The following is a 24,413-nucleotide window of genomic DNA, read 5'->3' on the forward strand; positions in this document are numbered from 1 at the left end:
CCCTCGGCCTTTTCTCGCCTTACATCCTTTATCTCAGAGGTAATTCCATGAAAGACATTCATTCCGGCCTGTCAGCGGTAGCGCTGATCACGGCTGCCGTCCTCGCGGCGGATAACACGCCCACCGCTCTCGACCTTCAGGGGTACAACGCGGCTGAAATCATCCTTGCCATTGGCGCCGGTGGCATCACCTTCAGCGGTACGAACAAAATCGAGTTCGTTTTGACCCATTCGGATGACGATACGACCTATACCGCCGTCACTGATGCCGACCTGATTGGCGTTTCCGGGACGACGGGGGGCATCATCAAGGCCCTGAAGGCCGCCTATGCCGGCGGAGTTCATCGCTTCGGATACAAGGGCGGCAAGCGTTACCTGAAGCTGCTGGCCGATTTCTCAGGCACGCACGGCACCGGAACGCCAATCGCTGCCCTTGCCCTGCTGGGCCACGGTCACGACAACCCTCAAGCTGACCAGGCTTAATCCATGTTGAACGTCGTTGTCATTGAAACCGGCCCCCTGTTTACGCTGGACGAAGCGAAGGCGCACCTGAAGGTCGACTTCAGTGACGACGACGCGATCATCGAAACCTATAGCAACAGTTCGGTGGCCCTGTGCCTCCAGTACTGCAATCGCGATCTGGTGCCGTACTCTGATATCGCTGTCGCGGCCTTCAAGGCTGCCGCCCTGATGACCCTCACTGACTTCTATGAAGGGCACCAGCCTGTGATTAGCAGCGACAGCCCGGCCGGCCGAATGCTCAACCCTTATCGCTGGCTGCGAGTCTGATGGCGCGCGCCCATTTCACCGATGATTTCGACTATGCCGTGGTGGGTCGGTCTGTGACCATCAGCTACAAGGCGGGCCGGGATTACACGGTGAAGCGCGATTGCCTGGATAAGGCCATTGCCGCCGGCAAGGCCACAGAATTGCCCGCCCCTTCGCGGCCGGAGGCCGGTCATGGCGGTTAGCGTACCTACCGCTGGGGATCTGCGCTGGCGCGTCCGGTTTGACCGGCGGGCCACGGATTCGGCGAACACGGACGGTAACCCGCAGGGCGACTGGAAGCCGCTCATTGCCTCGCGCCGCGCCAAGTTGCTGCCGACGAGAGGCGGCGAAATCACCATTGGCGACCGCCTGGCCGGACGCTCCAGCTTCGATCTGTGGGTGCGCGCCGACAGCGAAACCCGACTGATCCGGCCCTCTGACAGGGTGATCGATATCACCTCGGATGACTGCACCCGCCACCGCGTTTTCGATATCCGCTTTGCCGAGGTCATGGATGAGCGCGGCATGTGGATTTTGATGCAACTGGAAGCCACCCAGGGCGAGGATGGCCGCCATGACTGAGGTGCAGGGCCTGAACAAGTGGGAGCGCCAGGTGCGACGGATTCCGGGCTCCGCAAAACAGACGCTGCGGGATACGCAGGGTAAGAATGCCGAGAGGCTGGCCAATTCCATCCGGGCCTTTGTGCCGCGCGGCAAGACGAACAAGCTGTTTAAGTCGATCAACTGGCGGCGCGGCCCGATGCCGGGTGGCGCAGGCGCTACGGGTGCGTTTCGCATTCGGCAAAAAATCCTCACCGATCGTCAACTGGTGCTGATGGATGATGACCTGCTGGTGACGGTCTATGAAGGCAATGACGATGCCTATTATGCGAAGTTTGTCGAGCATGGCACTAAGGCATCCGTTGCCCGTGATCTGAAACAGACCCGCGCTGAACGGGCACGTGGCGCGTCGGTTCGGGTCAAGCGGGCACACCATGCCACAAAGGCAAAGCCGCACTTCTACCCGGTGATCCGCGCCTATAAGGACAAGATCAGGCGGTCGAACGCAGCCGCCGCCAATCGCGGCATCAAGAAGGCGGTGACAGGATGATCGATCCGGCCGATGCCCTACAGGCCGCCGTGGTGGCCGCCGTGCGCGCCCTCACCAATCCAGGGGTGACCATATATGAGGAGCCGCCCGCAAAGGCGGTTTACCCTTATGTCAGCCTTTCCGGTATCGTCGTCACTGATGACGGCGACGGTGATTGCTACCTTGGCAGCGTGGCGGAGGTGACCCTGCACCTGTGCGACCGCGCCGACACCGGCACCAAGGGGGTCAAGCCCATCGGCAAGCGCCTGCTGGCGGCCCTAGATACGGAACTGACCGTCGCCGGCTTTGAGGTGGTGGTTCATGAGGCGCTGCCCGCCCTTTATGCCGCCGACCCGGAAAGCCCGGTGCGTGGCACCCTGCGGTTCCGATACGACCTTGCGCCCATAGCGTAAGCTTCATTCACAAGCCCTGCCCCGGAAACGGGGCTTTTTTTATGAGAGGACGGCCACAATGACCGAACCTGTATATCCTGATGTCGTTTCCGGCTCCAAGCTGCTGGTGCAGATCGGCGATGGTGCCGATCCGGAAGTGTTCGCCACGCGCTGCATGATCAACACCACGCGGTCGATCAGCTTCACGGCGCAGATGATCAACGAAAATATCCCGCCCTGCGATGAAGAGCACGCCGATGATCCGGCCTGGACCTCTTCGGAGGTGGATACGATCAGTTGCGGCATCGAAGGCGCCGGCTTCCTTGATGTGGCTGATGTCGATTTCTTCTTCAACTGGCTGGCATCCGGCCTGGCAAAGAACATCAAGTTCAAGGTCAACAAGGCCGGCTCCAGCGTCTTCAGCGGCGCGTTCAAGCTGTCCAACTTCGCCCTGACGGGTGACCGCAAGAACAAGGCGACCGCCACCATCTCGCTGGTCAATGACGGGCCGGTCACCATCGCGGCTGTGGCCTGATCATGAGCCGTAACGCGACCACCACCCTCGCTTTCGCGGACGGGATTCACACCTTTCGGCTCGGTATCGCCGAACTGGAAGAGCTTCAGGAAAAATGCAATGCCGGGCCACGGGTCATCCTGTCGCGGATCGATACCGGCGCCTGGCGCCTGAACGATATCCGCGAGACCCTTCGGCTGGGCCTGATCGGCGGCGGCATGAAGCCGCTGGAAGCCCTTCAGCTTATTGATCGGTATGTGGAACCCGGCCAGCTTGTCGACCACGAACGTCCGGCCCTGATGGTGCTTTCGGCGGCCCTGGTGGGGTCACCGGACAATGAAGGCACGGACGATGAAGCGGGGGAGATGACGGGGGAGACGCAGGCGAACGTCTCCCCGACGGAAAGCTGAATTTCGCCGCCTTTTACCGCATCGCCGGGGCCATCGGCGTGCAGTTTTCAGAACTGCGCGCCATGAGTCTTTGGCAATTCGACCAAATCTTCCGGGGCTGGCGTCAGGCCAATATGCCACCGGAGACACCGCCGCCCACACAGGCCGAATTCGAGGCCGCAGACTGGAACTGGTAAATGCCGCAAACCGAGCTTGAAGCCCTCATTTTTCAGATGGATGTCAATCTGTCTAAAATGAACAAGAAGCTGGACAAGATGACGGCGGACACAAAGAAAACGTCATCCCAAATTCAGCTTCAACTCGATAAGGCCGGCGGGAGCATTTCCAAGAATTTCACCGGCGCCATCGAAGGCGCGGCCAGTCAGGTGCCGATTCTGGGGGATGCCCTGATTTCGCTGGGCGGCCCAGCGCTAGCGGCTACGGCGGCTGTCGCCGTGTTGGGCGTGGGTCTGCATAAGGCCCGCGAGGCGATGGACTGGGCGGCGGAAACAACCGACCTGGCCGACCATATCGGCATCACGACCGAAGCCTTGCAGGAATACAATTTCATCGCTGATGAGTTTGGCGTCAATGTTTCCGATATGCAGACCGGATTGCAGGCGCTTAATGCGTCGCTTGGCGCTATCCAGACCGGCGTAGGGTCGGCCAAAATCGAAAAGGCATTCGCGGCCATTGGGATCAGCAAGGATCAGCTTGCGAGCATGAATGACGCAACCGATTTGATGCCATTGCTGGCCGATCGTATCAGCGATCTGGGCACCAAGGCCGAACGGGTGCAGATCGCCAAAAAGCTGGGTATCGAGACCCTGCTGCCGATCCTAGAGCAGGGCTCGGACGGTATCGCCGTCATGACGCAGCGTGCAAATGATCTCGGTCTGGTGATCGATGGAAAGACCGTTTCGTCACTCGACAACCTCCAACGTCAGGCGGAAATTGCCAGTCAGCGGATCGATGTACAGCTTAAGAAGGCGTTCATAAATCTCGCACCAGCCATCACTGGGGCCACGACCGCCATCGCCGATTTCACCCAATGGCTGGCAAAACCCGCCCCGACAAATCGGGGATCAATGGGCGAATATCTGCTCAATTTGGCGATTAATCCGCAGCAGGTTATCCGTGATGCGGTCATGTCCGGTGAATACAAGAAGCTGGCCAATGCCAATGGCGGGAGCGACCAGGGCTTCAACAGCAAAAAACGTGGCCGTCTTGATTTGCCGTCTGGCTCTGCTGAGGGCGACAAACCCACAACCCCCACAAAAGCCCAGGCCACGGGTGCGATTCAGCTTATCGAGGCCCTGATGGCCGAGGATGCGCGGCTGGCCAAACAGTATGAAGACGACAAGAAAAAGCTGGCCGCCGGTCTGAAACAACGCGAGATCACCCAGGCGCAATACGATGCCGCCCTGGCCGAACTGACCCGCGAATATAAAAACAAGCAGTCCGGCACCTTCGTGACCCGAAAGGACTATACGCAGGATCAGGAAGACCGGTACGGCAAGATCGAGAAAGACACGCTGGGCACCCAGAAAGACCGGGATATCAATATCATCGATCCGATGATGAAGCTGCCGCAGGTGGTCAATCCGGCCCGCGAGGCCCTTGAGGGTCTGCGTTCTGTCTCGCGGGATATCGCCTATGATCTGGGCGAGGCCCTTGCCTATGGCGATGATCTGGGGGATGCGGTGTCGCATAGCTTCCGCCGCATCGCCGCCGAGTGGATCACAGGCGGACTGGATGACATATTCGCCGCCCTGCTGGGCAAGTCAGGCAGTTCGAGCGGGGGGCTGCTCGGCTCAATACTGAACGGCATTGGCGGCGGCATTACCGGCGCGCGCGCCGGCGGCGGCATGGTTTCCGGGGCGGGCAGCTATCTGGTGGGCGAGCATGGCCCGGAAGTCTTCACGCCCGGCCTCAATGGCAGCATCATCAATAATAACGCCCTGCGCGCCCTGCAAGGCGCACGCGCCGCCGGTTCGCAGGCGATACGGGTTCAGGTGGAAGCCTCGCCCTATTTCGACGTGCGGGTGACGCAGATTGCCCAGCCGATGAGCGAACGCGCCGCGCAGGTGGGGGTCTATGGCGGTGCGCAACTGGCGCGGACGCAGGCCGCAAAACAGCAACGCAGCGAGATGTACTGATGGCCGCCATTTTTCTGCCTGCCCTGCCGAAGCCCCGCAAGTGGACGCCGCACTATGTGTCGGCGGGTAATGACCTGTCGTCGCCCGCCGCCGCTGCCACGCAACGCATCCTTCGGATGGGTGACCGCTGGTCGGTCACCGCCACCTTCCTGAACGTCAAAATGGATAGCAACGGGCGCGACTGGGTGGCCCAGATGCTTCTGGCCTCACGCGCCACGGCGCTGTGGGCATTACCCCTGCCGAAGGGCGGCGTCGGTGCGCCGGGCGCGCCCGTGGTCGATGGCGCGGGACAACTGGGAACAGCGCTCGATGTGAAGGGCCTGACAGCGGGCTATGCCTTCAAGGCCATGCAATGGGTCTCGCTGGTCAGTGGCGGCCGCCGCTATCTGCATATGGTGACATCCGGGGTGACGGCGGACGGCACCGGCAAGGCGACCCTCAATATCCTGCCCATGTTGCGCGTCTCGCCAGCGGATGGGGCCACGCTGGAGGTGGCCGCGCCGAAGATCGAAGGGCTGTTGCCGATCGATCCGTCCTGGCCGATCAATCCCGGTGATATCGTGGAATTCACCGGCAACTTCACCATTACCGAGGCCCGCTGATGGCGCTCGATCCGGACATGCAGGCGGCGCTGGCCGGTGATGTCATCGGCCTGTTCGTGGCGGTTGAGATCGAGCATCCGCTCGGCACCATCCGCCTGCTGGATGGGGCCGGGGTGCTGGTCTTCGGTGGCCATACCTTTGTGGGGCACGATGACGCCTATGGCTCTTTGGGGGCGCTCGATATCTCCGCCGATGGCCAGGGCAATGAAGCGCCGACCGCGCAGATCGCCATCAATGTGGCGGATATGACCATCGGGCCCGCGCTCTGCACCCCTGCGGCGCAAGGGGCGGCCACATCGGTCTGGGTCGGGGCCTTCAATCCGGTCACCGGTCTGGTGCTGGGTCAGCCCGATCTGCGCTTCTATGGCGAAATCGACACCATCGACTGGGACCGGGCAGCGGACGGAACGCCATCGCTGCAAATCGAGGCGGTTTCCGGCTTCGAGCGCTTCTTTGAAAACGATGAGGGCAACCGGCTCAATGACACCTTCCATCAATCCATCTGGCCGGGGGAAAAGGGACTTGAATTCATGACCACAGTGCTCGACCAGATTCCGTGGGGCATTGCCGGGGCCAAGCCGCCCCTGACCAAATCGGGCACGGCCTGACCAGATGGAAATGGTTCACCGCATCGCCTGCGCTTCCGAGACGGTGGCGCAGTATATCGACGCGCGCTTTCAGTGGGGGCGTAAGGATTGCGCGCGCATGTGCGCCGCGCACGTCCGGCGCATGGGCCACACGGTTTCGCTGGTCAAGGCGGGCGATTATTCATCGCTCAAGGGTGCGAAGGCGGCCCTGAAGCGTGCCGGTTTCGACACGCTGGAAGCGGCGCTGGATGCGCGCTTTGACCGCATCGCCCCGGCGGCGGCCCTGCCCGGCGATATCATCGCCCTGCCGAGCGATCACGAATTGCCCGCCCTGGCCGTTCGCCTGAGCAATAATGCCGTGCTGCACACCTCTAACGGTGGGTTCGCGGTATCCGAACCTCTGGCCTTCGTCGCGGCCTGGCGCGTACCCTGTCTGATCGGGTCGCCGCATGTCTGATCCGATCACCTGGGCCGTCGCGGCCATCAAGGCTTATGGCGCATGGGCGGCGCAGCACGCGATTGCTGCCGCCGCTATCAAGATCGTGGCCACGGCTGTGGTCACCAAGGCCCTGACGCCGAAGGCCAAGGGCATAGGCGCCACCGGCACCCAGACCTCTTTCAAGGCCGATCCACAGGCGCCTTCGCCCTTCCTGATCGGTCGCACCGGTACGGCGGGCTACAATGTCTTCACCTATCCCAGCGGCGAAAAGAACAAGTATCTCAACTTCTTCACGGTGTTTTCGCGCTTCGGGCCGCTGAAAGCCTTCGAGGCGTTCACCGCAAACAAGGTGACCCAGACCTTCAATGCGGGCGGCACCCTGACCAGCGGCGGCACCTTCGCCGGCAAGATGTGGCTGATCGCGGCGCTGGGGCTGACGCCCGCCACCGCATTGGCCACGCCGACCGACCTGACCACCTCCGGCCCGGTGGCGGAATGGACCTCAGATCACAAGCTTTCCGGCATGGCGGCGCACCGCTGGACGCTGGAGTTCGACAGCAAGGTGTACGCCAATGGCGTGCCGCAGCCGCTCAGCGTCTGGCAGGGCATCCGGGCCTATGATCCGCGCCTTGACAGCACCTATCCCGGCGGTATCGGCGACCAGCGCGCCGATGATCCGGACACCTGGGGCTATGACAGTTACGACAACCCCTACACGGTGGCCCTGACCTATCTGCTGGGCTATTGGGAGAACGGCAAGCGCGTCGGCGGCGTGGGTCTGGCGCCCGCCATGATCGATATTCCGGCCTTCGTGGAAGGGGCCAATGTCGCCGATGTCAACGGCTGGAAGGTCGGCGGGGAATTCACCTCACAGGACACCAAGTGGTCGGTCCTGACCAATATCCTGCAAGCCGGGGGCGGTGAGCCGCTCAAGATCGGCGCGAAGGTCAGTTGCCGGATCAATGCGCCGCGCACGGCGCTGGCGACCTTTGGCGAAGCCGATGTGGCCGGCGCGGTGCATGTGCCTGGCGTCCGGTCACGGCGCGAGCGCAAGAATTCGATCATCCCGCGCTATCGCTCCGAGGCGCATGACTGGCAGATGGTGGCGGCGGAACCGATCACCGCCCCCGAATATCAGGCCGAGGATGGCGGCCTGCGACAAAAGGAAACCGAATTCCCGCTTGTACAGCAGGATGAGCAGGCCGGGCAACTGGCGGGCTATGAACTGGTCAATGGCCGCGAACTTTATCCGATCACCATCACGGCCAAGCCGGCCTGGATGGGCTATCGCCCCGGCGACTGCATCAATCTGAACCTGCCGGAAATGGGGCTGATCACCCAGAAGGCCATCATCCTCAACCGCGATCTGGACCTGGCGACCGGCACGGTTTCGATGACCCTGACCAGCGAGACGGACGGCAAGCACGCCTTTGCCCTGGGCCAGACGGCCGTGCCGCCACCGACGCCCGGCCTGACCGTGCCCGATTTCACGACCATCATCGCGCCCGCCGTGGAAGCCTTCCATGCCAGCGTCGGTTACCTGACCAGCGGGGCCAATGCCCTGCCCGCCATATCGATCACCGGCGTGGGGGATAACCCCTTCGCCAAATATATCGTGATCGAATATCGCGTGGTCGGGGCAGCGGACTGGATCGAATGGGCGACGGCCCCGGCCACCACGACCGCCTTCACCATCACCGGTCTGGATGCCGGGCAAACCTATGAAATCGCCATCTCCTATATCTCGGTGCTAGGGGTGCGCGGCGCGCGGCGTGTCTATGGCCCGTTCATCACCGGGGCGGTCAATGCCAACCAGTTGGGCGGCATCGATGGCGCTACGATCATCAACGGCCTGAACACCAATATCGAGGGGCTGGCCAAGGAAATCCTGAGCCGCCAAAATCTCGACGCCTTCACCAAGGCCACCTTCTATGACGGCGACGGCAAATCGATCAAGACGGTGGCGCTCAATGCCATCGACAAGGCCGACAATGCGGTCAGCACGATCAACTTCATCGGCGCGTTCAATGCCGATCACAGCGCCTTTATACTGAACGGCGGAACCGTCAGTGTGGTCGATGCCGATGGCGTGACAAAGACGCTTTCGACCTATGTCAATGCGGTATCGACCAAGGTGGGCGATTTGGAAACGACCGTCGCTATCCAGCAGGAATCGCTGGACGGCATCACCGGCAAGCTTACCTTAAGCGTCACGGCGCCGGGCGGCACCGGCGGGATCGTCATCGGGGCGGGCGAGGCAGGTTCCTATATCGGCATGGCGGCCGGGGAGTTCGCCATTTTCGATAATTCCGATCCGAGCGTCTACACCATCGTCTTCGGCTATGCCTCCGGGGTGATCACCCTCAATTCGGCGATCAAGATCAATGGCGCGGCGGTCATCAACGGCACCCTGACCATCAATGCGGTGCCGGTCAATTTCGTCATCGTGCCCGCCTATGCCAAGACGGCGATGATCTATCACGGCGATGACAGCACTACCTTTACGCTGTGCGAGACCACCATCACGCTGGATACAGACGGGTATCTGGAGTGCAGCGCCAATGTCTATCAGGGCTTCCCTTCGGGAGACGATAACTGGAACATATGGCTCTATGTCGATGGCGTGGCCGATGAGCCGACCTCGTACATTCAGGGCGACTGGACGCAGGTTCAGGTGCGCCTCGATACCATCAAATACAAGCCCGCCGGCACATACACCGTGACGCTCAAATGGAAGGGCGGATCGACGGTTGAAAACGTTGTCGGTGTTCTGTTCGCCAAGGGACTGGAAAAGACCTCATGATCTATGTGTCGTATCAGCCGACTGTGCCCGGCGGTAACAGCGGCCCCATCGTGCAGGTGCAGCGCTGCGCCCGCATCGTACCCGAAAAGCTGTCCCTGCCCATCGTGGAAGTGTCCGAGATGCGCGATGACTACGGCACGAATTATGAGGTGGTTGACGGCGCCGTGGTGCCGAAAGTTTAAACCATGACAATTTCAGCCCCGACAAACCCCGCCCTCTTCCTTGAGGACGGGCTGACAGCTTTCGCCCCGACCGGTGGCGGCACCTTCACGCGAAAGGGCCTGAAGGCGGGCCTGGCATATGTGTATGACACCGGGGCGGATGGCGTGCCCAAGTCATTCGTGGCCGGTCTGCAAGCCTCGGTGCTGGACCTGTCATCCGGCAATGAACAGTATGTCGTCACCATCGAAGGCGGCAATGCCGTTGCGACCGATGGCGACGGCAATGTCAGCCTGACCGGTGAGGTACGCGGGCTGGACGAATGGTCGATGTCCGTGGTGGATCAGCAGGATGTGCGCGGCTTCTCTACGCTCGACCCGCTCGATAATACCCTTTGGCGTTATATCCGCCTGTCGATACAGGTCAGCGGCACCACACCGCAGATCGCCATGACGGCCTTTATACGCCCCCTGTCGGACATGGAAGCGTATGAGTTCCATGAACTGATTCAGCTTCAGGTTTTCACGGCGGAGAATATCCAGAACGCCATTGCCTGCTGGCTGCCCTGGGCAAACGGCGTGGCGGGTGGCGGGCCGAACAGCGATGGCAAATATCCGATCTATGACGGGTTCGGTCATTCCTATCTGCTGGCCTGCCCCCGGCAATGGTCGGCGGATTTTCAGGTCGATGTGCCCCTGAGCTTCGGGGCTATCGGCGGTCCCTTCTCGCATCCGGCATCCGAGGTCTTTGATACGCTGGCGGATTGCCAGGCGGTCTATCCCTTCGCCACCTCGCTGGCGCAGGAAATGGATTTTCTGGCCATGCAAAAGGCGTGGAACACCGGCCGCAAGATTGGCAGCCCGCCCATCCCGTACAAGATGTGCAATGCCGATCCGGAAAGCCAGACGAACTTGACCTGCGTTGCGGGTCTGACATGGGTGGAAGCGGCGGGCGCGCGTCTCAATTTCTCGGCGCTTGGCCCGAAAACCAGCGATGACCATTTTGTCGATGACTATGGTTTTGCGCTCACCAGCGGCACGCCCTGGATGAATGCCGCGACCTATGATCCGGGCGAGCATGACGACGCCACGTTTGGCAGCGGGGAAGCCGCCTGCATCGACACCCGCACCGATGGCTCCAGCCCGTTTTTCCAGTTCGGCCAGGAAGTGACGCTTTCGCCCGGCCGCTACACCGCCACCTGCACCTATGAGGCCAGCCGCGGCGTTTCCTATGACCACGGCAACCCGACCGTGCCGACCGCCAACCTGGCTTTCTTTGCCGATAGCCCCGGCGTGGGGGCCAATTTCAGCGGTCGCGGGCAAACCTCGCGGCCTAACGTGGCGGCGGCCGATGCCACCGATACGGTGACCATGACCTTCGATTTCGAGGTCACCGAAGAGGTAACAAGCTGGTACACGCTCTCCGCCTATGGCTGGGCCGACTGGCATGTCACGGATATGGATATCGTGCCCGCCCTGCTGAACTGCGCTGTGCTCATGACGCGCGACGGCGCGCCTGAGCATTATCCGATCATGCAACCGCTTTCCGGCCTATGGATCGAAGGGCCGGGCGTGACTGGTGTGACTGGCGTGCTGTGGAAGTCCTTCACCAATCTGGACGGCAATGTCGCGTCGTTGCGGCTGTGTAACACGACCGGTTTCGACTATGCCCTTGAAACCAGCGATGGCGCCTATCTGGTCGAGATTGACCATTGCAATGAATTTGGCAATCAAGCTGCCTATCGCCATCGTCCTGGCAGCTATAATGCCGGTGAAAACATCCGCTTCACTGGGGGCGGCATCTTTAACAATGGCGTCGGCATCGACAATATCGGCGGCGCGGAAATCACGCTGGACAAGACGGCGCTAGATTTCTGCACGCAACTGGTCATCAACAATAATGGCCGCATCGAATGCACGAACGTCCACTGCGAAACCAATACGCCGACCGATGCCGACAAGCCGCTGTGGCACCTGATCGGCGGCCAGTTTACGATGTTCGGCGGCATGATCCTGATCGCCGGCACGCCCTACACCTCGCCCTGTGCCATGATCAAAAGCGAGTATTCGACCGCAGTCTTTGAAGTGTTCGGCACAGAGCCATACAACCTGTCATCCGATCCGAATGGGGCGGGCAAGGGCGCCATCATGGAAGGGCCTGGCCGGTTCATCAGCCACGGCATCCGCAACAGCGGCAATCCGAACCTGGGGCCGCTGTGCGTCTCATACGCGCCTGTCATGGATGCCCTGAGCGGCGCGGGCCTTATGCCGGAGCCGAACGCCTATACCGCCGATCCGAACGGCATCCTGATCGAAGGCGGGGCCTTCCCGGATGTGCCGGGGCAGATACCCATTACCGCATCGATTTCCGGCAGTGTCATGACGCTGCCCGGTGCGCCTCCTTTCCAGATCTATGAGGGGATGCGGATTAAGGGTCCGGGCGTCAAGGGCGAGCCACTGGTTAGTTTCATTGATGGTGGCGGCACGGGCTGGGCCGGAACCTATCGGGTCAGCGTGCCGCAGACCCTTTCCGAACGCGGGCTGACGGTCGGCAAGGATGCCCAGATCGACCGCTGGAATACCGACTACGGCACGCTGGAATGGTCGGATGATCATTCGATAGATGGCGGCAACTGCCTGAAGTTCACGAAGAACAATGACGGCCTGAATTCGGAGCTTCGGTTCCTGTTCCCGGCTCAGCCCGGCGCCGTGGCCATGGGATTCATGAAGTTCCTGTTTCCGGTCGATTACGCGCCGGTCGATCCGGAGCAGACGGTGCCACTCTATTACCGTCTGCGCTGGGTGAGGTCGATCGGCACGGATAGCTACCGCCGCCCCGTTGTGGTCAAGGAATGGGAGACCGGTAACGAAACAATAAACGTGCTGCGCGCCGGTTCGATGACCCCTGTTTTGCGCACGCTCAACACCACCCACAGCGATGTCAAAAGCGACCCCGCCGATGAGGCCAGCACGCGCGCGCCGGAAGGCACGACGCACCTGGCGGTCTTTATCGGCACGCAATCCCTGCCGGCTGGGCAGGTCTTATACATGAATATCCCGATACTCAACTTCCTGCGATAGGGCCTCAACACATGGACGAACTCGGTTACATCGGTGAAGAACGCCCGCTGCTGATCCGCAAGGGCGCGCCGCTTGGTCCCTATGCCGCCACCCTGACCGATGCCAATGGCCAGCCGGTCAACCTGACCAACTGCACAATTCCCTGGGTGATCAAGAAGTACTGGAAAGACGCCGAACCAGTAGCTTCCGGCGTATTCGAGGTGACCGATGGTGCGTCCGGGCAATACACGGTCTTCATCGATCACCAAGACACAGATGTCCTTTTCGCTGGTGGCACTCTGAACGAACCGGCCTCCATGGGACATTGGCAGGCTGATGTGGTCGATGCCGCCAATGTCCCGCAGCCGCTTTATTATGGCCAGGTGCGCGTGCAGCGGGATTTGATGCCGTGAGTGATTGGAACGTGCAGTGGCCGCTGCCGGCGGCGATTGTAACGCGCCGCCCGGCCGCGCAGGAGATCGTGAGGATATGGCACGGCGGGCCGCTTAATATCGGCGGTTCATTATCGGGACACGTCGCTGCGTCTGCGGCCGTTGCCGGTCATGTCAAGCTGCGCCAAAAGCTTTCAGGCGGCATCGCGGCTGCTGGTGCAATGGTTGGGGCTATCGCCTCGCGCCTATCGTTGGCTGGCCATATGGATGGCGAAGGCTCGCCCGCCGGTCAACCTTCGCTACGTGTGGCGCTCTCCGGTGCGCTGAGTGATGTGGCGGCACTGGCTGGGACCATCTCCGGGCGTTTGGCTATGGCTGGCCATATGGCCGCACAGGCAAATCTGGCGGGCAATATCGCCGGCCGCCTGGCTGTGTCGGGGTCCGTAACGCCTGCCGCGCCTATGGTCGGGTTCGCATCGGCGCACCTGAGGTTAAATGGCGCGCTGGCCGGCATCGCGTCGACCTCCGGCACGGCGGCGGCGGCTTTGCCCGTATCGGGCGGCATCGCCTCCCAGGCCGCGCTATCAGCGACTGTGTCGGCACGGCGAGCGTTGACAGGATCGGTGGCTGCCACTGCCCTGCTGAGTGGATCGATCAGCGAGAGCGAGGCGGCCGACCCTCTGCGCGGTGGCTGGAATACGGAAGCCCTCGATGCGGGCATCCTCACCTTTACGAACGATGATCGCACCGTCACCTCTCCCGGCGCCACCTGGCCAGGCGTGATTTCAAAGGCGTCGTTCTCTTCGGGCAATATCTATCTGTCGGTGAGGTTCGACGCTTATGAATATGGCGGCATCGGCATCAACGATTTCGATAAGTCGCATGAAATCTACTTCGGCTGGGATGGCCAGATTTACACGTCTTCCGGCGGCACCATTGACACCATCACGGGCTTCGCAGCCCCTTGCGATATCGATGTGGCCATACGGACTGACGACCACCTTGTGTGGTTCCGGGTCAATGGCGGCAACTGGAATGATGACGGCACCGCCGACCCCGAAACCTCGACCGGCGGCTATCCTCTGCCGGGTACGGGCCTGACCTACTACGTCCAGGTCGGATTGCCCTATTTTGCCGGTTCCCAACGCACTCTGAACACCGGCACGGCCGCCTTTGCGTATCCGCCGCCGGCGGGATTCACCCCGCTTCAGGAATAAGCTTTCAACAAACGGAGACTAAACCATGCCCGGATTCTCGGACTATCTCGAAGACAAGATCACCGACTGGCTGACCGGCACCGACATGCCGGCTGCGCCCGCCGCGCTCTACATCGCGCTTTTCAACGGCGACCCCACGGATGCCGGAACCGGCGGAACCGATGTCACGACCGACATTCGCGCCGCCGGCCGTGTGGCGGCGGCATTCGATAAGGCCGGTGGTTCCATGACTTCCAATGCGGTCGTCACTTTCGGCCCGGCCGATACCGGCCCGGTCACCTTCACGCACTTCGCTGTCTATGATGCTGCGGCCGACGGGCACATGCTGGGATCGAATGCCCTGGCGGGCGGGTCGAAAACGGTCAGTGCCGACACCGAGGTCTTTTTCGATGTCGGCGACCTGACCTGGACCATTGATTAAGCCGGTTCACGCAGGGCGTTGCGGGCAGCGGCGGCCAGAAAGCCGCTGCGGGTCAGGCCGCGTTGTTTCGCGGCCTTGTCCACCTTCTCGACCAGGCGCTCATCCATTGAAACGCTCAGGCGCGTGGGTTTGCCCGGCAGGTCATATTCGACCAGGGCGAAGGCGACCATATCGGCCAGGCCCTCGGCCTCTTCCGGATCAGCCTTGATGTCCTCAACGGATCGCAGGCGCGGCATATCCTCGCCATCTTCCTGCATGGCTTCGATATGGAGATCGAGTCCATCCTTCGATTTACGCAGGGCCTCTTCGATGGTTTCGCCACCTGAGGCGAGGCCGGGGAAGTCGGGGAAGGATACGCCATAGGCGCCCGGCTCCCCGTGAATAACGGCTACTATATGGGTCATGTGAAGTCTCTTATGAATAGGGATTACAAACGGTTTGTAATCGCAAAGAACTGAGCGTGAAGGGGAGTGGTTTTCACCACTCCCAGCCTGCCATTCGGTAAATATTGCGAAGAGTGCCGATCGGGATTTCCTTGGCTCCGGTGTCGACAGTGACTGTCTTGTGGCCCGGTTTCTTGAAATTCACATGATCGCCCTTCCCTTTTCGCCTTGTCCATCCTTCGCTTTCGAGGCGCTTGATGATTACCGAGGGGCTCACTGTGCTTTTTGCGTTCATTCCATTTGCAACTCCGTGTGTTGTTGATGTGTAGAAACTACACAATTTTGCGTACCGCGTCAACATAAATTGCGCAGAAACTACACAATTTTAGCCGTTTCCGATTTCACGGGGACGGCTTTTTTATGCCCTAAGGAGGGGCTGGGACTATGATGAAACTGCTGAAAAACAAGAAGGTGCTGGGGGCGCTGGTCGCCCTTGGGGTGGCGGTGGCGGCCGCGCTGGGCACGCCCCTGCCCGACTGGGTGGCCTCGGCGGTCACGGTCGCCATCGGCGCTTCCGGCAACTGACCGGAGATGACCGCTGTGATTGAATTCCTGACCGCGAAGGCCGGGTGGATCGTCGCCATGGCGATGGGCCTTGTCGGTCGCCTGCTTTACCACACAACCCTGGTCCAGCGGGGGCGCCGCAAGTTCTTCAGCCGCGCCCTTCTGCTGGAACTGCCGATTGCCGTGGGCATGGGCTGCATCGCCCATGGCTTCTGCGCGCTTCTGCGGATCGAAGGCGATGGCGCGGCGGCCATCATCGCCGCCGTGTCCTACATCGGCCCGCACTGGGTCGATGCCGTTTACACCGTCTGGCTGGCGCGCGTCGGCGGCGAAAAGAAAGACTGACCATGACAATCAAGACTCTGCAAACCCGCCTCATCGAGGCGGGTTTTTCCTGTGGTCCGGCCGGGGCGGATGGCGTCTTCGGCGCGAAGACCTTGACCGCCGCCATGGGCTATGTGGCCCGCCGGCAGCCTGATAAGGCCATCTCAGACCGCGCTGCGCTGATCCTTCAATACTGGAAGCCGCAAAGCGACCAGAACCCGCAGGGCTGGTCATACCTCCGGCTGATTCACTTCCTGGCGCAGGTCTGCCATGAAACGGCCGGCTGGACGAAGTTCGAGGAAAACCTGCACTACACCACACCTGAGCGCCTGATGGCGGTCTTTCCGTCAACCGTTAAGACGCTGGCGCAGGCGGCGGCGCTGATCAAGGCCGGTCCGCAGGCTATCGCCAATCACGTCTATGCCGGTAAGAACGGCAATGGCGATGAGGCGAGCGGCGACGGCTGGCGCTGTCGCGGGCAAGGGGATATCCAGATCACCGGCCTGAAGAATTACAAGCTCTATGGCGATGCCATCGGCCTGAACCTGGTCGACCATCCGGATATCGTGCAACAGCCGGATGTTTCGGTGCGGGTGGCGCTGGCCTATTGGCGGCTGAATAGCTGCAATGCCTGGGCCGACCAGGGCAACACGGCGCGCATCACCCTGCTTATCAACGGCAAGGGCATGGAGGGGCTACAGGCTCGCAAGGATAAGGTGGCGCGATTGAGGGATGTGTGGGGGGTATAGGGGGGCCTGAATCGCCTGCGCCTTCGCATTGTGGTAGATACTGTCCGCGACTCACAGGAGAGCGGATATGGCGAAGTCCCCAAAGAAAATAGATCTGATTTATTTAAAGCATAATATAGATCAGTTTAACCTTGCTGCGCAGCGGGCGGCCGAAGAGGTACATATAGGCGGCAAGGTCATTATGCTACCAATAGCCGCGCATACCTTGCATTGCTTTGTAATCGAGTTGAGCTTTAAGTGGATTATTGCTACTCGCACCGGCGAAATGGAACATGGTCACGACTTAACCTCACTGTTCAATAAGATTGATGATGGAACCAAACAAGCCATCTACATGTTTATGGGCGTTTCCACTGCTGATCAGCCGGTTTTTCTGAAGAAATTAGCCGACATGGCAACCGACTTTATGGATTGTCGTTATTTTGCCGAGGACATGCCAGGGCTTAAATTTGACCCGTCGTTTTCAAGTAAGCTAGCGAACGCAATGGTCGAGTTGATCAGCCTATCACCGAAAAGCAAACCCACAGGCTGACTTGGCTAGGGTGGCAAGTAGCGAGGTTAGGGGCGCTTAAATTCCCACCGGCTCGCCGTTTGATGCAATACGTGTATTGCATAGACCGGCCTAAAGCGTTACGCTCGATTTGAAGCGTTGGCGGACTCTTTCGAGCCCGCCCCCGCTTTGGTTCCTGATTTAATCAGGTGGCTTTCTGAGCCGGATCAGCGCTGTGATAATGCCCAGCAAGACAGAATTCACAAACTGATCCGGTATCAGAATTACCCCAAAGTCTGCCAGATGAATAATCATCGCGGCCTCCTTACTAGGGGTGCGCGGCAAACACAGTGCCTGCCGCGTGCATATAATCCCATATTTTCGAGTTAAGGTAAGAGGTGACGTTTCCGTCACCCTAAGATATTTCGATTGACTCTGTTAACCGATTGAACTTCTTCAACAATTGACAGTAACAAAAAGAACCATACAAAAGAAATTAATCTAAATTACCCATATTATGCGTGTGAAACACCATAAAAATAGCCTCACTTATTGCATTTTCCGGAAGATTAGAATCGTTCTCGCAGGCGTTTCTGATTCGGCTAAGCAAAATTGCGACTAGATAGGTACGGGCCGGTCTGAAGACGCCTATTCGAGTGCGCTATAACCGCCCTGCCAGGGCTGATGGGCTAGGATAAATATATAATCACCTGGTGCCGGGCTTCGAGTTCGCTCGACCCCACGAACACCCGGTGCTCGATCTCCGCAACCCGACGCGAGCCGCAGTCCATGCGGTCGTCGACTATCACTCGCACGGCCTCGCCAATTCTCGGGCAAATCAGAAGTCGTGGCACGACAAATCCCTCGATCTCTTCGCGGGATTCGTAGTCGTAAAAGCTGTAAACTATCCCGTCAGCCAAGCGCTACTCCGCTCCGATCGCAATCAGGTCCAGAAAGGCCGGCACGCCGGCAGCGGCCAGACTTCGGGCTTCATCGATAGAAGTGACGGCCGTGTAGATATCAATGCAGCGGGATTCAACATCAGCAACAATCTGGCCGACGAACGCCTGGAGTTCCTTCAGGTCTTCAGCTTTAAACTGGCCCGGATAGGCTTCTTCGATGACACCAACCAATGACGAAATGGCATTGAATCGGTCCATCTTGGCTTCGTCCAGGGCCGTAAGGGTCTTTTGAATCGCATCAGTCATTCCGTGTCCCTTTGATAAGCGATCCGGATACCACCTATAGAACCGTCCGGCTTGCTGTAGACGACCAGGCTGTGGCCATACTGGTAGTATTTGAGAACATATCCGCGATAAAGTTTCAATGGGCGTCGCACATAGCCACTCCCCCATGTGCGTATCTGCCCGGCGTCGGTGTCCAGGCATTTGATGGCCAGCAATTCCTTATAGTGCGGCCACGACAACTCGATATAAACATCCTGCGCGTCGGCGGGCAATTGGCCCAATGCGGCGTCGATCTCGGCCATGACCGTTCGCGGCGCCGGCGGCGGCGGGGCAGCGAGTTTCATTGAAGGCCGGATGCTAAACTGTGAGGCAATGGCCGGTCCGAAAACGCCCATTCGACCTGCTCTATGGTCAAGGTGCCGCTGATCCGCGCTTCATTTATCAGTTCGTGCACGGTGAGGCGTAGCGGCACCTTCCCCGGCCGGGTGATGGTCAGCACCTCATCGGGGTGCAGTTCCTTCAGCATCGTTTCGGCCTTCCAGTTTTCGGTGCGTGGCCACTTCATTGAAACCTCCATTTGTTCCTTTTTCGTTCTCATTGAAAAAAGAGTCAAGAGGTGACACGCAAGTGGCACGCAACACGCGCCAAACCCTGAACTTATATAAGCCGTCTTGCGGTTCTTTGCTGGCCTATGCCATTGATTTTATTAAACTGGCTTTGCCTTGCCAAGGCATACGTCGTTGCAACAGGCAAGTCAGGAAATATAGATTATCTGGATTAATATTCTCGCCTATGTAATAGCGGTAGCAGCTTAAGATTGCAGAGGTGTGGCATGACCCTAAAACTTAAAGAAGTGTTCACCCCAGGTGGTCAGCCTTCGGTCACTTATGTAGCGCGGGACCACTTGGAACTAGAGGATGCCATTAGGAAGGTGCTGGCCCAAGGATATACTCTCAACGTGGTAACTGGGCCAACCAAGTCTGGCAAAACTGTTCTTTGCACGAGAGTTTTAGACACCGGTTACAAACACGTCGTCGTTGAAGGCGGGCAGGTACGGACGGAAGCTGATTTCTGGTCAAACCTGGCTCACCAACTAAATGTCGCTCAAAGTGCCACTAAAAGCAAAACTGAAACTGACGCCTGGAAAACTGGCGGGGCAGTTGGTGGGGGCTTCCCTGGAATCGCCTCAGCCACTGGCAGCCATGATGTGTCTGGCGGAACTCAAACAACGAGCAGTTTAACCTACCAAAATTCGCTCATGCTAAACTCATTGAAAAAGCTGGCCGATGACGACGTTGCGCTCTTGGTCGACGATTTTCATTACATCCCGTCAGACGTGCAGCGGAGCATAATTCAGGCGTTGAAGGGGCCGATATTTAAGGGGCTTTCTGTGATTTTTTTAGCTGTCCCCCATCGCGCTTTTGATCCCATTACTGTCGAGGACGAATTACAAGGTAGATTCAAGCACTTCTCTATTCCGCCTTGGTCTATATCTGACCTTTCATTGATTCCGAAAAAGGGATTTGATGCGTTAAACGTGCAGTGCTCAACAGGCTTACTTAATAATATTGTTAATGAAAGCTTCGGCAACCCTCTCCTTGTACAGGAAATTTGTAGTAATATATGCATCCGTTCCGGAATATACAGTAAGTCAGATGTGGGCGAAACAATCGACCCAAAGCTGCTTGTTCCTACATTAGAGGACGTGGCCCAAAGCAAGGGCTTTCCGAAATATCGTAAGCTCAAAGAAGGCCCGCAGGCGCGTAAGGAAAGGAAGGCGCGTAGATTAAAAAGTGGTGGGACTGCCGATATTTATGAAGCACTCATGCTCGCGTTGTCGGCGCTAGGACCGAAACCAAGAACACATTACGATGAAATTAGATCTGCTCTGAAGGATCTCATGGAAGAAGGCCAGCTTCCACAAAAGCATGAAATTTCAGCGGCACTAGCCCATATGAGCAAAATAGCCCGCGAGAACATCGAGGGGGAGCCTCCATTAGAGTTTGTAAAAAGTGAGGACGCACTCGTGATAACAGACCCGTTTTTGTTATTTTACATGAAGTGGGAAAAACAGAAATCGTCGCCAGGGTCGGCATTAAACTGAGCGCCCCCGATCAAGGGTGAGCTTTACGGCCCAGATAACGGTTAGACACTGACCGAAAATCTTTAGTGTTTTCAGTGAGCGTTTAACGGTGGTTAGACACCTCATTTAGTTGAAACGACACACTATTGTGAGTCCTTTCCTGGGCACCATCTTACCATCTGCACATGCCCGCAGATGATTGAAAAACCCAATAAAATCTGCTACTTTGACAAGGCTAAGACCTGTCATTGTCGCCCTGTGTCCGCACAAATCGCGGGCTGTCCTGGGTCTAATCCTGGGTCTGATGCCATGGTTTCAATTTTCCCAGGTGGCACCCGCATGACTCTTTCCGACCCCCAAATTCGTAGCGCAAAACCTCAGGACAAGTCCTATTCGCTGGTTGACAGCAATGGTCTCAGGCTCTTGGTCAATCCAAATGGCAGCCGGCTATGGAAAGTGCGCTATTTCTTCGACAAGAGGGAACAAACGCTATCGCTTGGCGCTTATCCGAACCACAGGTATTGTTATCCGCTTAAATGAGGCTTGGTTCGCTGGTGGAAATCCACAAGCCAGCAGCCGACGTGAGAGCGTAGCGCAGGCCTTCATGCAACTGCTCTGTAGGGAGCGTAGTGTCGCGCCCTCTGACGTGGATTGCGCCTTCACGAATATCGCTATTATGACGGACGGAGCCCCAAAAAAAATTAGCGACGCAATCGTCATATACGACACAGTGTATGGCGGTTTGCGCCTGACTGAAGATTTGTATCATCACTTCTCGGAATATGCGGCGCAGCTTGATCGCGCCGCCGGACTTGCAGGTCGAGCGGCTTTAGTGCCGGACGATGTAACGGAACGAATAAAGCTATGGGCTGAAGAGCTCGAGACCGCTGATGTTCTTGCGAACCCCGTGATGATCGCTCCGGGAGGGATGTACATGGTTTATAAACCTGGCAGTACCGTCGGGATGTACTTTCAGGGCGTTCTCGTGAGCCGCGAGATCGTCGCACCTCGTTTGATTGATCTAATGAATGATGGTCAGAAACAATTGGCTTACATCTATGATCATAATGGACGGAAGTCATTCGTCAGCCACGAAGAAATACAACCAATTGATGATGACTCGCAGTTTATCTACTGGAACCCTGACGAAAATACGTTTCATGAACTTGATGAGGGTCGGGATCAAACAGCGACCGAGCAAATTGATAAGGACACGGTGCGGCGAGTGTTTCGCCCCGGTAGTATCGTGATGATACCTCACCACGGCACAATGGTGAAAAGGACGCTACTGGGGCCACGCCAGGTCTTTGATCGAATGGGAATGACGACGATCCAATATGAATATTCAGACGATAACGGCGTTGGATTGGTGATGCACGATCAAATCCAAACTACCGGTGCCGAGTGGGGGTTAATCGGTTGGGACCCGGTGTCAAACCAGTTTAAGGAGCTGCCTTCCTGATGGAATTCCGAATAGCCGATACGTTCACCGACAGCCTCGGTCGATTAACCGCTCAAGAGCAGAAGGCTGTCAAGACGACGGCGTTTGATTTGCAGATGAACCCGTCGGCGCCGGGGCTTTCGTTCCATCGGATCGACAAAAGCAAGGACGACAATTTCTGGTCGGTCCGGGTCAATGCCGACATCCGGCTGATCATCCACAAGACGGCGTCGAGCTTTCTCCTCGCCTATGTCGATCATCATGACGACGCCTACAAATGGGCGGAGAAGCGCCGCATGGACCGACACCCGGTGACCGGGGCCATGCAACTTGTCCAGATACGCGAACGTGTCGAGGACGCGGAGATTTATCAGCTTCCGGTCATCAGCCAACCCGCCAGTCCCGCAAAACCCAAGTTATTCGACAATCTGCGCAAGTTCGAAATCATGGCTTTTGGCGTGCCGGAAGACTGGGTTGACGACGTGCGCAGCGCGACGGAAGAGACTTTATTCGAGGTCATCGCTCATCTGCCGCAGGAAGCTCAAGAGGCCTTGCTCAAACTGGCCGTCGGAGAGACGCCGGAAGCGCCTGTTGAGACACCCGATACGGTTGACGCGTTCGCGCATCCCGACGCCCAGCGCCGCTTCAGGCTGGTTGCCACTTCTGAAGACTTGCAGCTTGCGCTCGACTTTCCCTGGGACAAATGGGCAGTGTTCCTTCATCCGGCGCAGGAAGCACTTGTCAGCAGGTCGTTTTCCGGCCCTGTGCGCGTTTCGGGATCGGCCGGCACCGGCAAGACCATTGTCGCGCTGCACCGCGCCGTCCATCTGGCGAGAAGTCAACCTGAAGCGCGCGTCCTGTTGACGACTTTTTCAAAAGGGCTGGCCAATGCGCTGGCGCGTCGCCTGGATTTGCTGGCCGGGCACGACGCGGGGCTGAAGGCTCGAATTGCCGTGAAGGCGTTTTCCGCTGTCGGCTACGATCTGTATACCGCCAACTTTGGGCAACCTAATTTGGCTTCGACGGCCCAGGTGCGCAATCTACTCGCCAAAGCGGCTTTGGAAGTAGATGGACATAAATTTTCCACGACCTTTCTGTTCAACGAATGGTCTGAGGTCGTCGATGCTTGGCAGCTTGGGAACTGGGAGGCCTATCGCGATGTGACGCGGCTTGGCCGCAAGACCCGGATTGGTGGCAAGCAGCGCGAAACCTTGTGGGCTATTTTCGATAAAGTGCGGGCGGCGCTGGCCGAGCGCAATCTTGTCACTTGGGCCGATGTTTTTGGCAGACTGACGGATCATTTCCAACGAACGGACAAGAGAGCATACGAATTTGCCATCGTTGACGAGGCGCAAGATTTGGGTGTGGCAGAGGCGCGCTTTCTGGCGTCCGCCGTGGGTGTGGACGGCAACGCCCTCTTTCTAGCCGGCGATCTTGGTCAGCGCATTTTTCAGCAACCATTCTCATGGAAGGCATTGGGCCTGGATGTGCGCGGTCGTTCGTCCATACTTCGAATAAACTACCGTACGTCACAGCAAATCCGCTCGATGGCGGATAAGTTGCTGCCTCCGTCCGTCAGCGACGTTGACGGTAATGTGGAAGGGCGGAAAGGCACGATCTCGCTTTTCGACGGTCCTGCGCCTGACGTGCAGACCTACTCGACCCCGGATTCCGAAAATGACGGGGTGGCGGTATGGATCAAGGAACAAGTCACCAGCGGCATGAACCCTTGCGAAGTCGCAATCTTTGTTCGATCTGATGCCGAAATGCCCCGCGCCAGGCAGGCAGCAAAGAAGGCCGGGTGTGATGTCGTAGAGCTTGACGATAAGTCTGAGACTGCCGACGGAAAGGTGAATATCGGCACCATGCACTTTGCCAAAGGGCTTGAGTTCAAAGCCGTAGCGGTCATGGCTTGCGACGATGAGGTTATTCCGAACCAGGAACGCATCGAAACCGTGACAGATGAATCCGAGCTTGAAGAGGTTTACAACACAGAGCGGCACTTGCTGTATGTCGCATGTACCCGCGCGCGTGATCACTTGCTGATTTCTGGCGTTGATCCTGCCTCGGAATTTCTGAGCGACCTGTAGCGATACCGTTGATTTGTAGCCTTTCCAAAATACAACGGATTCGTGCGAATGCTGGTGGACATCAATGGTTATGTTGGTGTAGCTTAAGACCGTCTCTAGAACCCAGCACGCA

At 58.6% G+C, this 24,413-nt stretch carries 31 protein-coding genes; 26 read left to right on the top strand and 5 right to left on the bottom strand.

Annotated features, from left to right (window positions below):
- Positions 1-47: 47 nt before the first annotated feature.
- The 18 genes from ACTHND_RS09000 (at position 48) to ACTHND_RS09085 (ending at position 14,990) form a co-directional block, all read left to right on the top strand.
- Positions 48-482: a hypothetical protein gene (locus tag ACTHND_RS09000; RefSeq protein WP_440177609.1), complete on the top strand. Its 435-nt coding sequence runs from the start codon at positions 48-50 to the stop codon at positions 480-482.
- 3 nt (positions 483-485) lie between these two features.
- Positions 486-788 carry a head-tail connector protein gene (locus tag ACTHND_RS09005; protein WP_440177610.1) on the top strand — a complete coding sequence of 101 codons (303 nt, stop codon included), beginning with the start codon at positions 486-488 and terminating at the stop codon, positions 786-788.
- Positions 788-970 carry a hypothetical protein gene (locus tag ACTHND_RS09010; protein WP_440177611.1) on the top strand — a complete coding sequence of 61 codons (183 nt, stop codon included), beginning with the start codon at positions 788-790 and terminating at the stop codon, positions 968-970. Before ACTHND_RS09005 ends, ACTHND_RS09010 begins: the two co-directional genes overlap by 1 nt.
- A complete protein-coding gene (locus ACTHND_RS09015) occupies positions 960-1,349 on the top strand; it encodes a phage head completion protein (protein ID WP_440177612.1) in 390 nt (129 codons plus the stop codon). The genes ACTHND_RS09010 and ACTHND_RS09015 overlap by 11 nt, the downstream gene beginning before the upstream one ends.
- Positions 1,342-1,878: a hypothetical protein gene (locus tag ACTHND_RS09020; protein ID WP_440177613.1), complete on the top strand. Its 537-nt coding sequence runs from the start codon at positions 1,342-1,344 to the stop codon at positions 1,876-1,878. Before ACTHND_RS09015 ends, ACTHND_RS09020 begins: the two co-directional genes overlap by 8 nt.
- A complete protein-coding gene (gene gp17, locus ACTHND_RS09025) occupies positions 1,875-2,270 on the top strand; it encodes a tail completion protein gp17 (RefSeq protein ID WP_440177614.1) in 396 nt (131 codons plus the stop codon). The genes ACTHND_RS09020 and gp17 overlap by 4 nt, the downstream gene beginning before the upstream one ends.
- A gap of 58 nt (positions 2,271-2,328) precedes the next feature.
- Positions 2,329-2,784, top strand: coding sequence for a phage tail tube protein (locus ACTHND_RS09030; RefSeq protein ID WP_440177615.1), 456 nt, complete (start codon positions 2,329-2,331; stop codon positions 2,782-2,784).
- Between the two features lie 2 nt (positions 2,785-2,786).
- Positions 2,787-3,173, top strand: coding sequence for a gene transfer agent family protein (locus tag ACTHND_RS09035; protein ID WP_440177616.1), 387 nt, complete (start codon positions 2,787-2,789; stop codon positions 3,171-3,173).
- Positions 3,174-3,349: 176 nt separating this feature from the next.
- Positions 3,350-5,311 carry a hypothetical protein gene (locus ACTHND_RS09040; protein ID WP_440177617.1) on the top strand — a complete coding sequence of 654 codons (1,962 nt, stop codon included), beginning with the start codon at positions 3,350-3,352 and terminating at the stop codon, positions 5,309-5,311.
- Positions 5,311-5,913: a hypothetical protein gene (locus ACTHND_RS09045; RefSeq protein WP_440177618.1), complete on the top strand. Its 603-nt coding sequence runs from the start codon at positions 5,311-5,313 to the stop codon at positions 5,911-5,913. The genes ACTHND_RS09040 and ACTHND_RS09045 overlap by 1 nt, the downstream gene beginning before the upstream one ends.
- Complete coding sequence (locus ACTHND_RS09050) at positions 5,913-6,521, top strand: hypothetical protein (RefSeq protein ID WP_440177619.1); 609 nt, start codon at positions 5,913-5,915, stop codon at positions 6,519-6,521. The genes ACTHND_RS09045 and ACTHND_RS09050 overlap by 1 nt, the downstream gene beginning before the upstream one ends.
- Positions 6,522-6,525: 4 nt before the next feature.
- Positions 6,526-6,957 carry a DUF6950 family protein gene (locus ACTHND_RS09055; RefSeq protein WP_440177620.1) on the top strand — a complete coding sequence of 144 codons (432 nt, stop codon included), beginning with the start codon at positions 6,526-6,528 and terminating at the stop codon, positions 6,955-6,957.
- On the top strand, positions 6,950-9,742 hold the full coding sequence (locus ACTHND_RS09060; protein WP_440177621.1) for a hypothetical protein: 2,793 nt from the start codon (positions 6,950-6,952) through the stop codon (positions 9,740-9,742). The genes ACTHND_RS09055 and ACTHND_RS09060 overlap by 8 nt, the downstream gene beginning before the upstream one ends.
- On the top strand, positions 9,739-9,924 hold the full coding sequence (locus ACTHND_RS09065; protein ID WP_440177622.1) for a hypothetical protein: 186 nt from the start codon (positions 9,739-9,741) through the stop codon (positions 9,922-9,924). The genes ACTHND_RS09060 and ACTHND_RS09065 overlap by 4 nt, the downstream gene beginning before the upstream one ends.
- A gap of 3 nt (positions 9,925-9,927) precedes the next feature.
- Positions 9,928-12,981: a hypothetical protein gene (locus tag ACTHND_RS09070; protein WP_440177623.1), complete on the top strand. Its 3,054-nt coding sequence runs from the start codon at positions 9,928-9,930 to the stop codon at positions 12,979-12,981.
- Positions 12,982-12,992: 11 nt separating this feature from the next.
- A complete protein-coding gene (locus ACTHND_RS09075; protein ID WP_440177624.1) occupies positions 12,993-13,373 on the top strand; it encodes a hypothetical protein in 381 nt (126 codons plus the stop codon).
- Positions 13,370-14,569 (top strand): hypothetical protein, encoded by a 1,200-nt coding sequence (locus ACTHND_RS09080; protein ID WP_440177625.1) that lies wholly within the window; start codon positions 13,370-13,372, stop codon positions 14,567-14,569. Before ACTHND_RS09075 ends, ACTHND_RS09080 begins: the two co-directional genes overlap by 4 nt.
- Positions 14,570-14,594: 25 nt before the next feature.
- Positions 14,595-14,990: a phage tail fiber protein gene (locus ACTHND_RS09085; RefSeq protein WP_440177626.1), complete on the top strand. Its 396-nt coding sequence runs from the start codon at positions 14,595-14,597 to the stop codon at positions 14,988-14,990.
- Here ACTHND_RS09085 and ACTHND_RS09090 read toward each other — a convergent pair.
- Both ACTHND_RS09090 and ACTHND_RS09095 read right to left on the bottom strand, forming a co-directional pair.
- Positions 14,987-15,394, bottom strand: a complete 408-nt coding sequence (locus tag ACTHND_RS09090; RefSeq protein WP_440177627.1) for a type II toxin-antitoxin system HicB family antitoxin — start codon at positions 15,392-15,394, stop codon at positions 14,987-14,989. The genes ACTHND_RS09085 and ACTHND_RS09090 overlap by 4 nt on opposite strands.
- 73 nt (positions 15,395-15,467) lie before the next feature.
- Positions 15,468-15,734, bottom strand: coding sequence for a type II toxin-antitoxin system HicA family toxin (locus tag ACTHND_RS09095; RefSeq protein ID WP_440177628.1), 267 nt, complete (start codon positions 15,732-15,734; stop codon positions 15,468-15,470).
- Positions 15,735-15,817: 83 nt separating this feature from the next.
- On the opposite strand from ACTHND_RS09095, the gene ACTHND_RS09100 reads away from it, so the two are divergent.
- The 4 genes from ACTHND_RS09100 (at position 15,818) to ACTHND_RS09115 (ending at position 17,542) form a co-directional block, all read left to right on the top strand.
- Positions 15,818-15,958 (top strand): hypothetical protein, encoded by a 141-nt coding sequence (locus ACTHND_RS09100; protein ID WP_440177629.1) that lies wholly within the window; start codon positions 15,818-15,820, stop codon positions 15,956-15,958.
- A 6-nt stretch (positions 15,959-15,964) separates the two neighbouring features.
- A complete protein-coding gene (locus ACTHND_RS09105; RefSeq protein ID WP_440177630.1) occupies positions 15,965-16,282 on the top strand; it encodes a phage holin family protein in 318 nt (105 codons plus the stop codon).
- Between the two features lie 2 nt (positions 16,283-16,284).
- Complete coding sequence (locus ACTHND_RS09110) at positions 16,285-17,010, top strand: glycoside hydrolase family 19 protein (protein ID WP_440177631.1); 726 nt, start codon at positions 16,285-16,287, stop codon at positions 17,008-17,010.
- 67 nt (positions 17,011-17,077) lie between these two features.
- Complete coding sequence (locus ACTHND_RS09115) at positions 17,078-17,542, top strand: hypothetical protein (RefSeq protein ID WP_440177632.1); 465 nt, start codon at positions 17,078-17,080, stop codon at positions 17,540-17,542.
- A gap of 881 nt (positions 17,543-18,423) precedes the next feature.
- On the opposite strand, the gene ACTHND_RS09120 is transcribed toward ACTHND_RS09115, so the two are convergent.
- Genes ACTHND_RS09120 through ACTHND_RS09130 form a run of 3 tightly spaced genes read right to left on the bottom strand, consistent with a single transcriptional unit; the run spans position 18,424 to position 19,252 of the window.
- A complete protein-coding gene (locus ACTHND_RS09120; protein ID WP_440177633.1) occupies positions 18,424-18,708 on the bottom strand; it encodes a hypothetical protein in 285 nt (94 codons plus the stop codon).
- Positions 18,705-19,031: a hypothetical protein gene (locus ACTHND_RS09125; RefSeq protein ID WP_440177634.1), complete on the bottom strand. Its 327-nt coding sequence runs from the start codon at positions 19,029-19,031 to the stop codon at positions 18,705-18,707. Before ACTHND_RS09125 ends, ACTHND_RS09120 begins: the two co-directional genes overlap by 4 nt.
- Positions 19,028-19,252, bottom strand: a complete 225-nt coding sequence (locus tag ACTHND_RS09130) for a hypothetical protein (RefSeq protein WP_440177635.1) — start codon at positions 19,250-19,252, stop codon at positions 19,028-19,030. Before ACTHND_RS09130 ends, ACTHND_RS09125 begins: the two co-directional genes overlap by 4 nt.
- A gap of 267 nt (positions 19,253-19,519) precedes the next feature.
- On the opposite strand from ACTHND_RS09130, the gene ACTHND_RS09135 reads away from it, so the two are divergent.
- The 4 genes from ACTHND_RS09135 (at position 19,520) to ACTHND_RS09150 (ending at position 24,301) form a co-directional block, all read left to right on the top strand.
- The gene (locus tag ACTHND_RS09135) at positions 19,520-20,791 is read left to right on the top strand and encodes an AAA family ATPase (protein ID WP_440177636.1); all 1,272 of its coding nucleotides are present in this window, start codon (positions 19,520-19,522) and stop codon (positions 20,789-20,791) included.
- Between the two features lie 288 nt (positions 20,792-21,079).
- Positions 21,080-21,310, top strand: coding sequence for an Arm DNA-binding domain-containing protein (locus ACTHND_RS09140; RefSeq protein WP_440177637.1), 231 nt, complete (start codon positions 21,080-21,082; stop codon positions 21,308-21,310).
- Positions 21,207-22,232, top strand: coding sequence for a hypothetical protein (locus tag ACTHND_RS09145; RefSeq protein ID WP_440177657.1), 1,026 nt, complete (start codon positions 21,207-21,209; stop codon positions 22,230-22,232). Before ACTHND_RS09140 ends, ACTHND_RS09145 begins: the two co-directional genes overlap by 104 nt.
- Positions 22,232-24,301 carry a 3'-5' exonuclease gene (locus tag ACTHND_RS09150; protein WP_440177638.1) on the top strand — a complete coding sequence of 690 codons (2,070 nt, stop codon included), beginning with the start codon at positions 22,232-22,234 and terminating at the stop codon, positions 24,299-24,301. Before ACTHND_RS09145 ends, ACTHND_RS09150 begins: the two co-directional genes overlap by 1 nt.
- Positions 24,302-24,413 lie beyond the last annotated feature (112 nt).

It is taken from the genome of Asticcacaulis sp., assembly GCF_051954415.1.
Classification (GTDB): domain Bacteria; phylum Pseudomonadota; class Alphaproteobacteria; order Caulobacterales; family Caulobacteraceae; genus Asticcacaulis.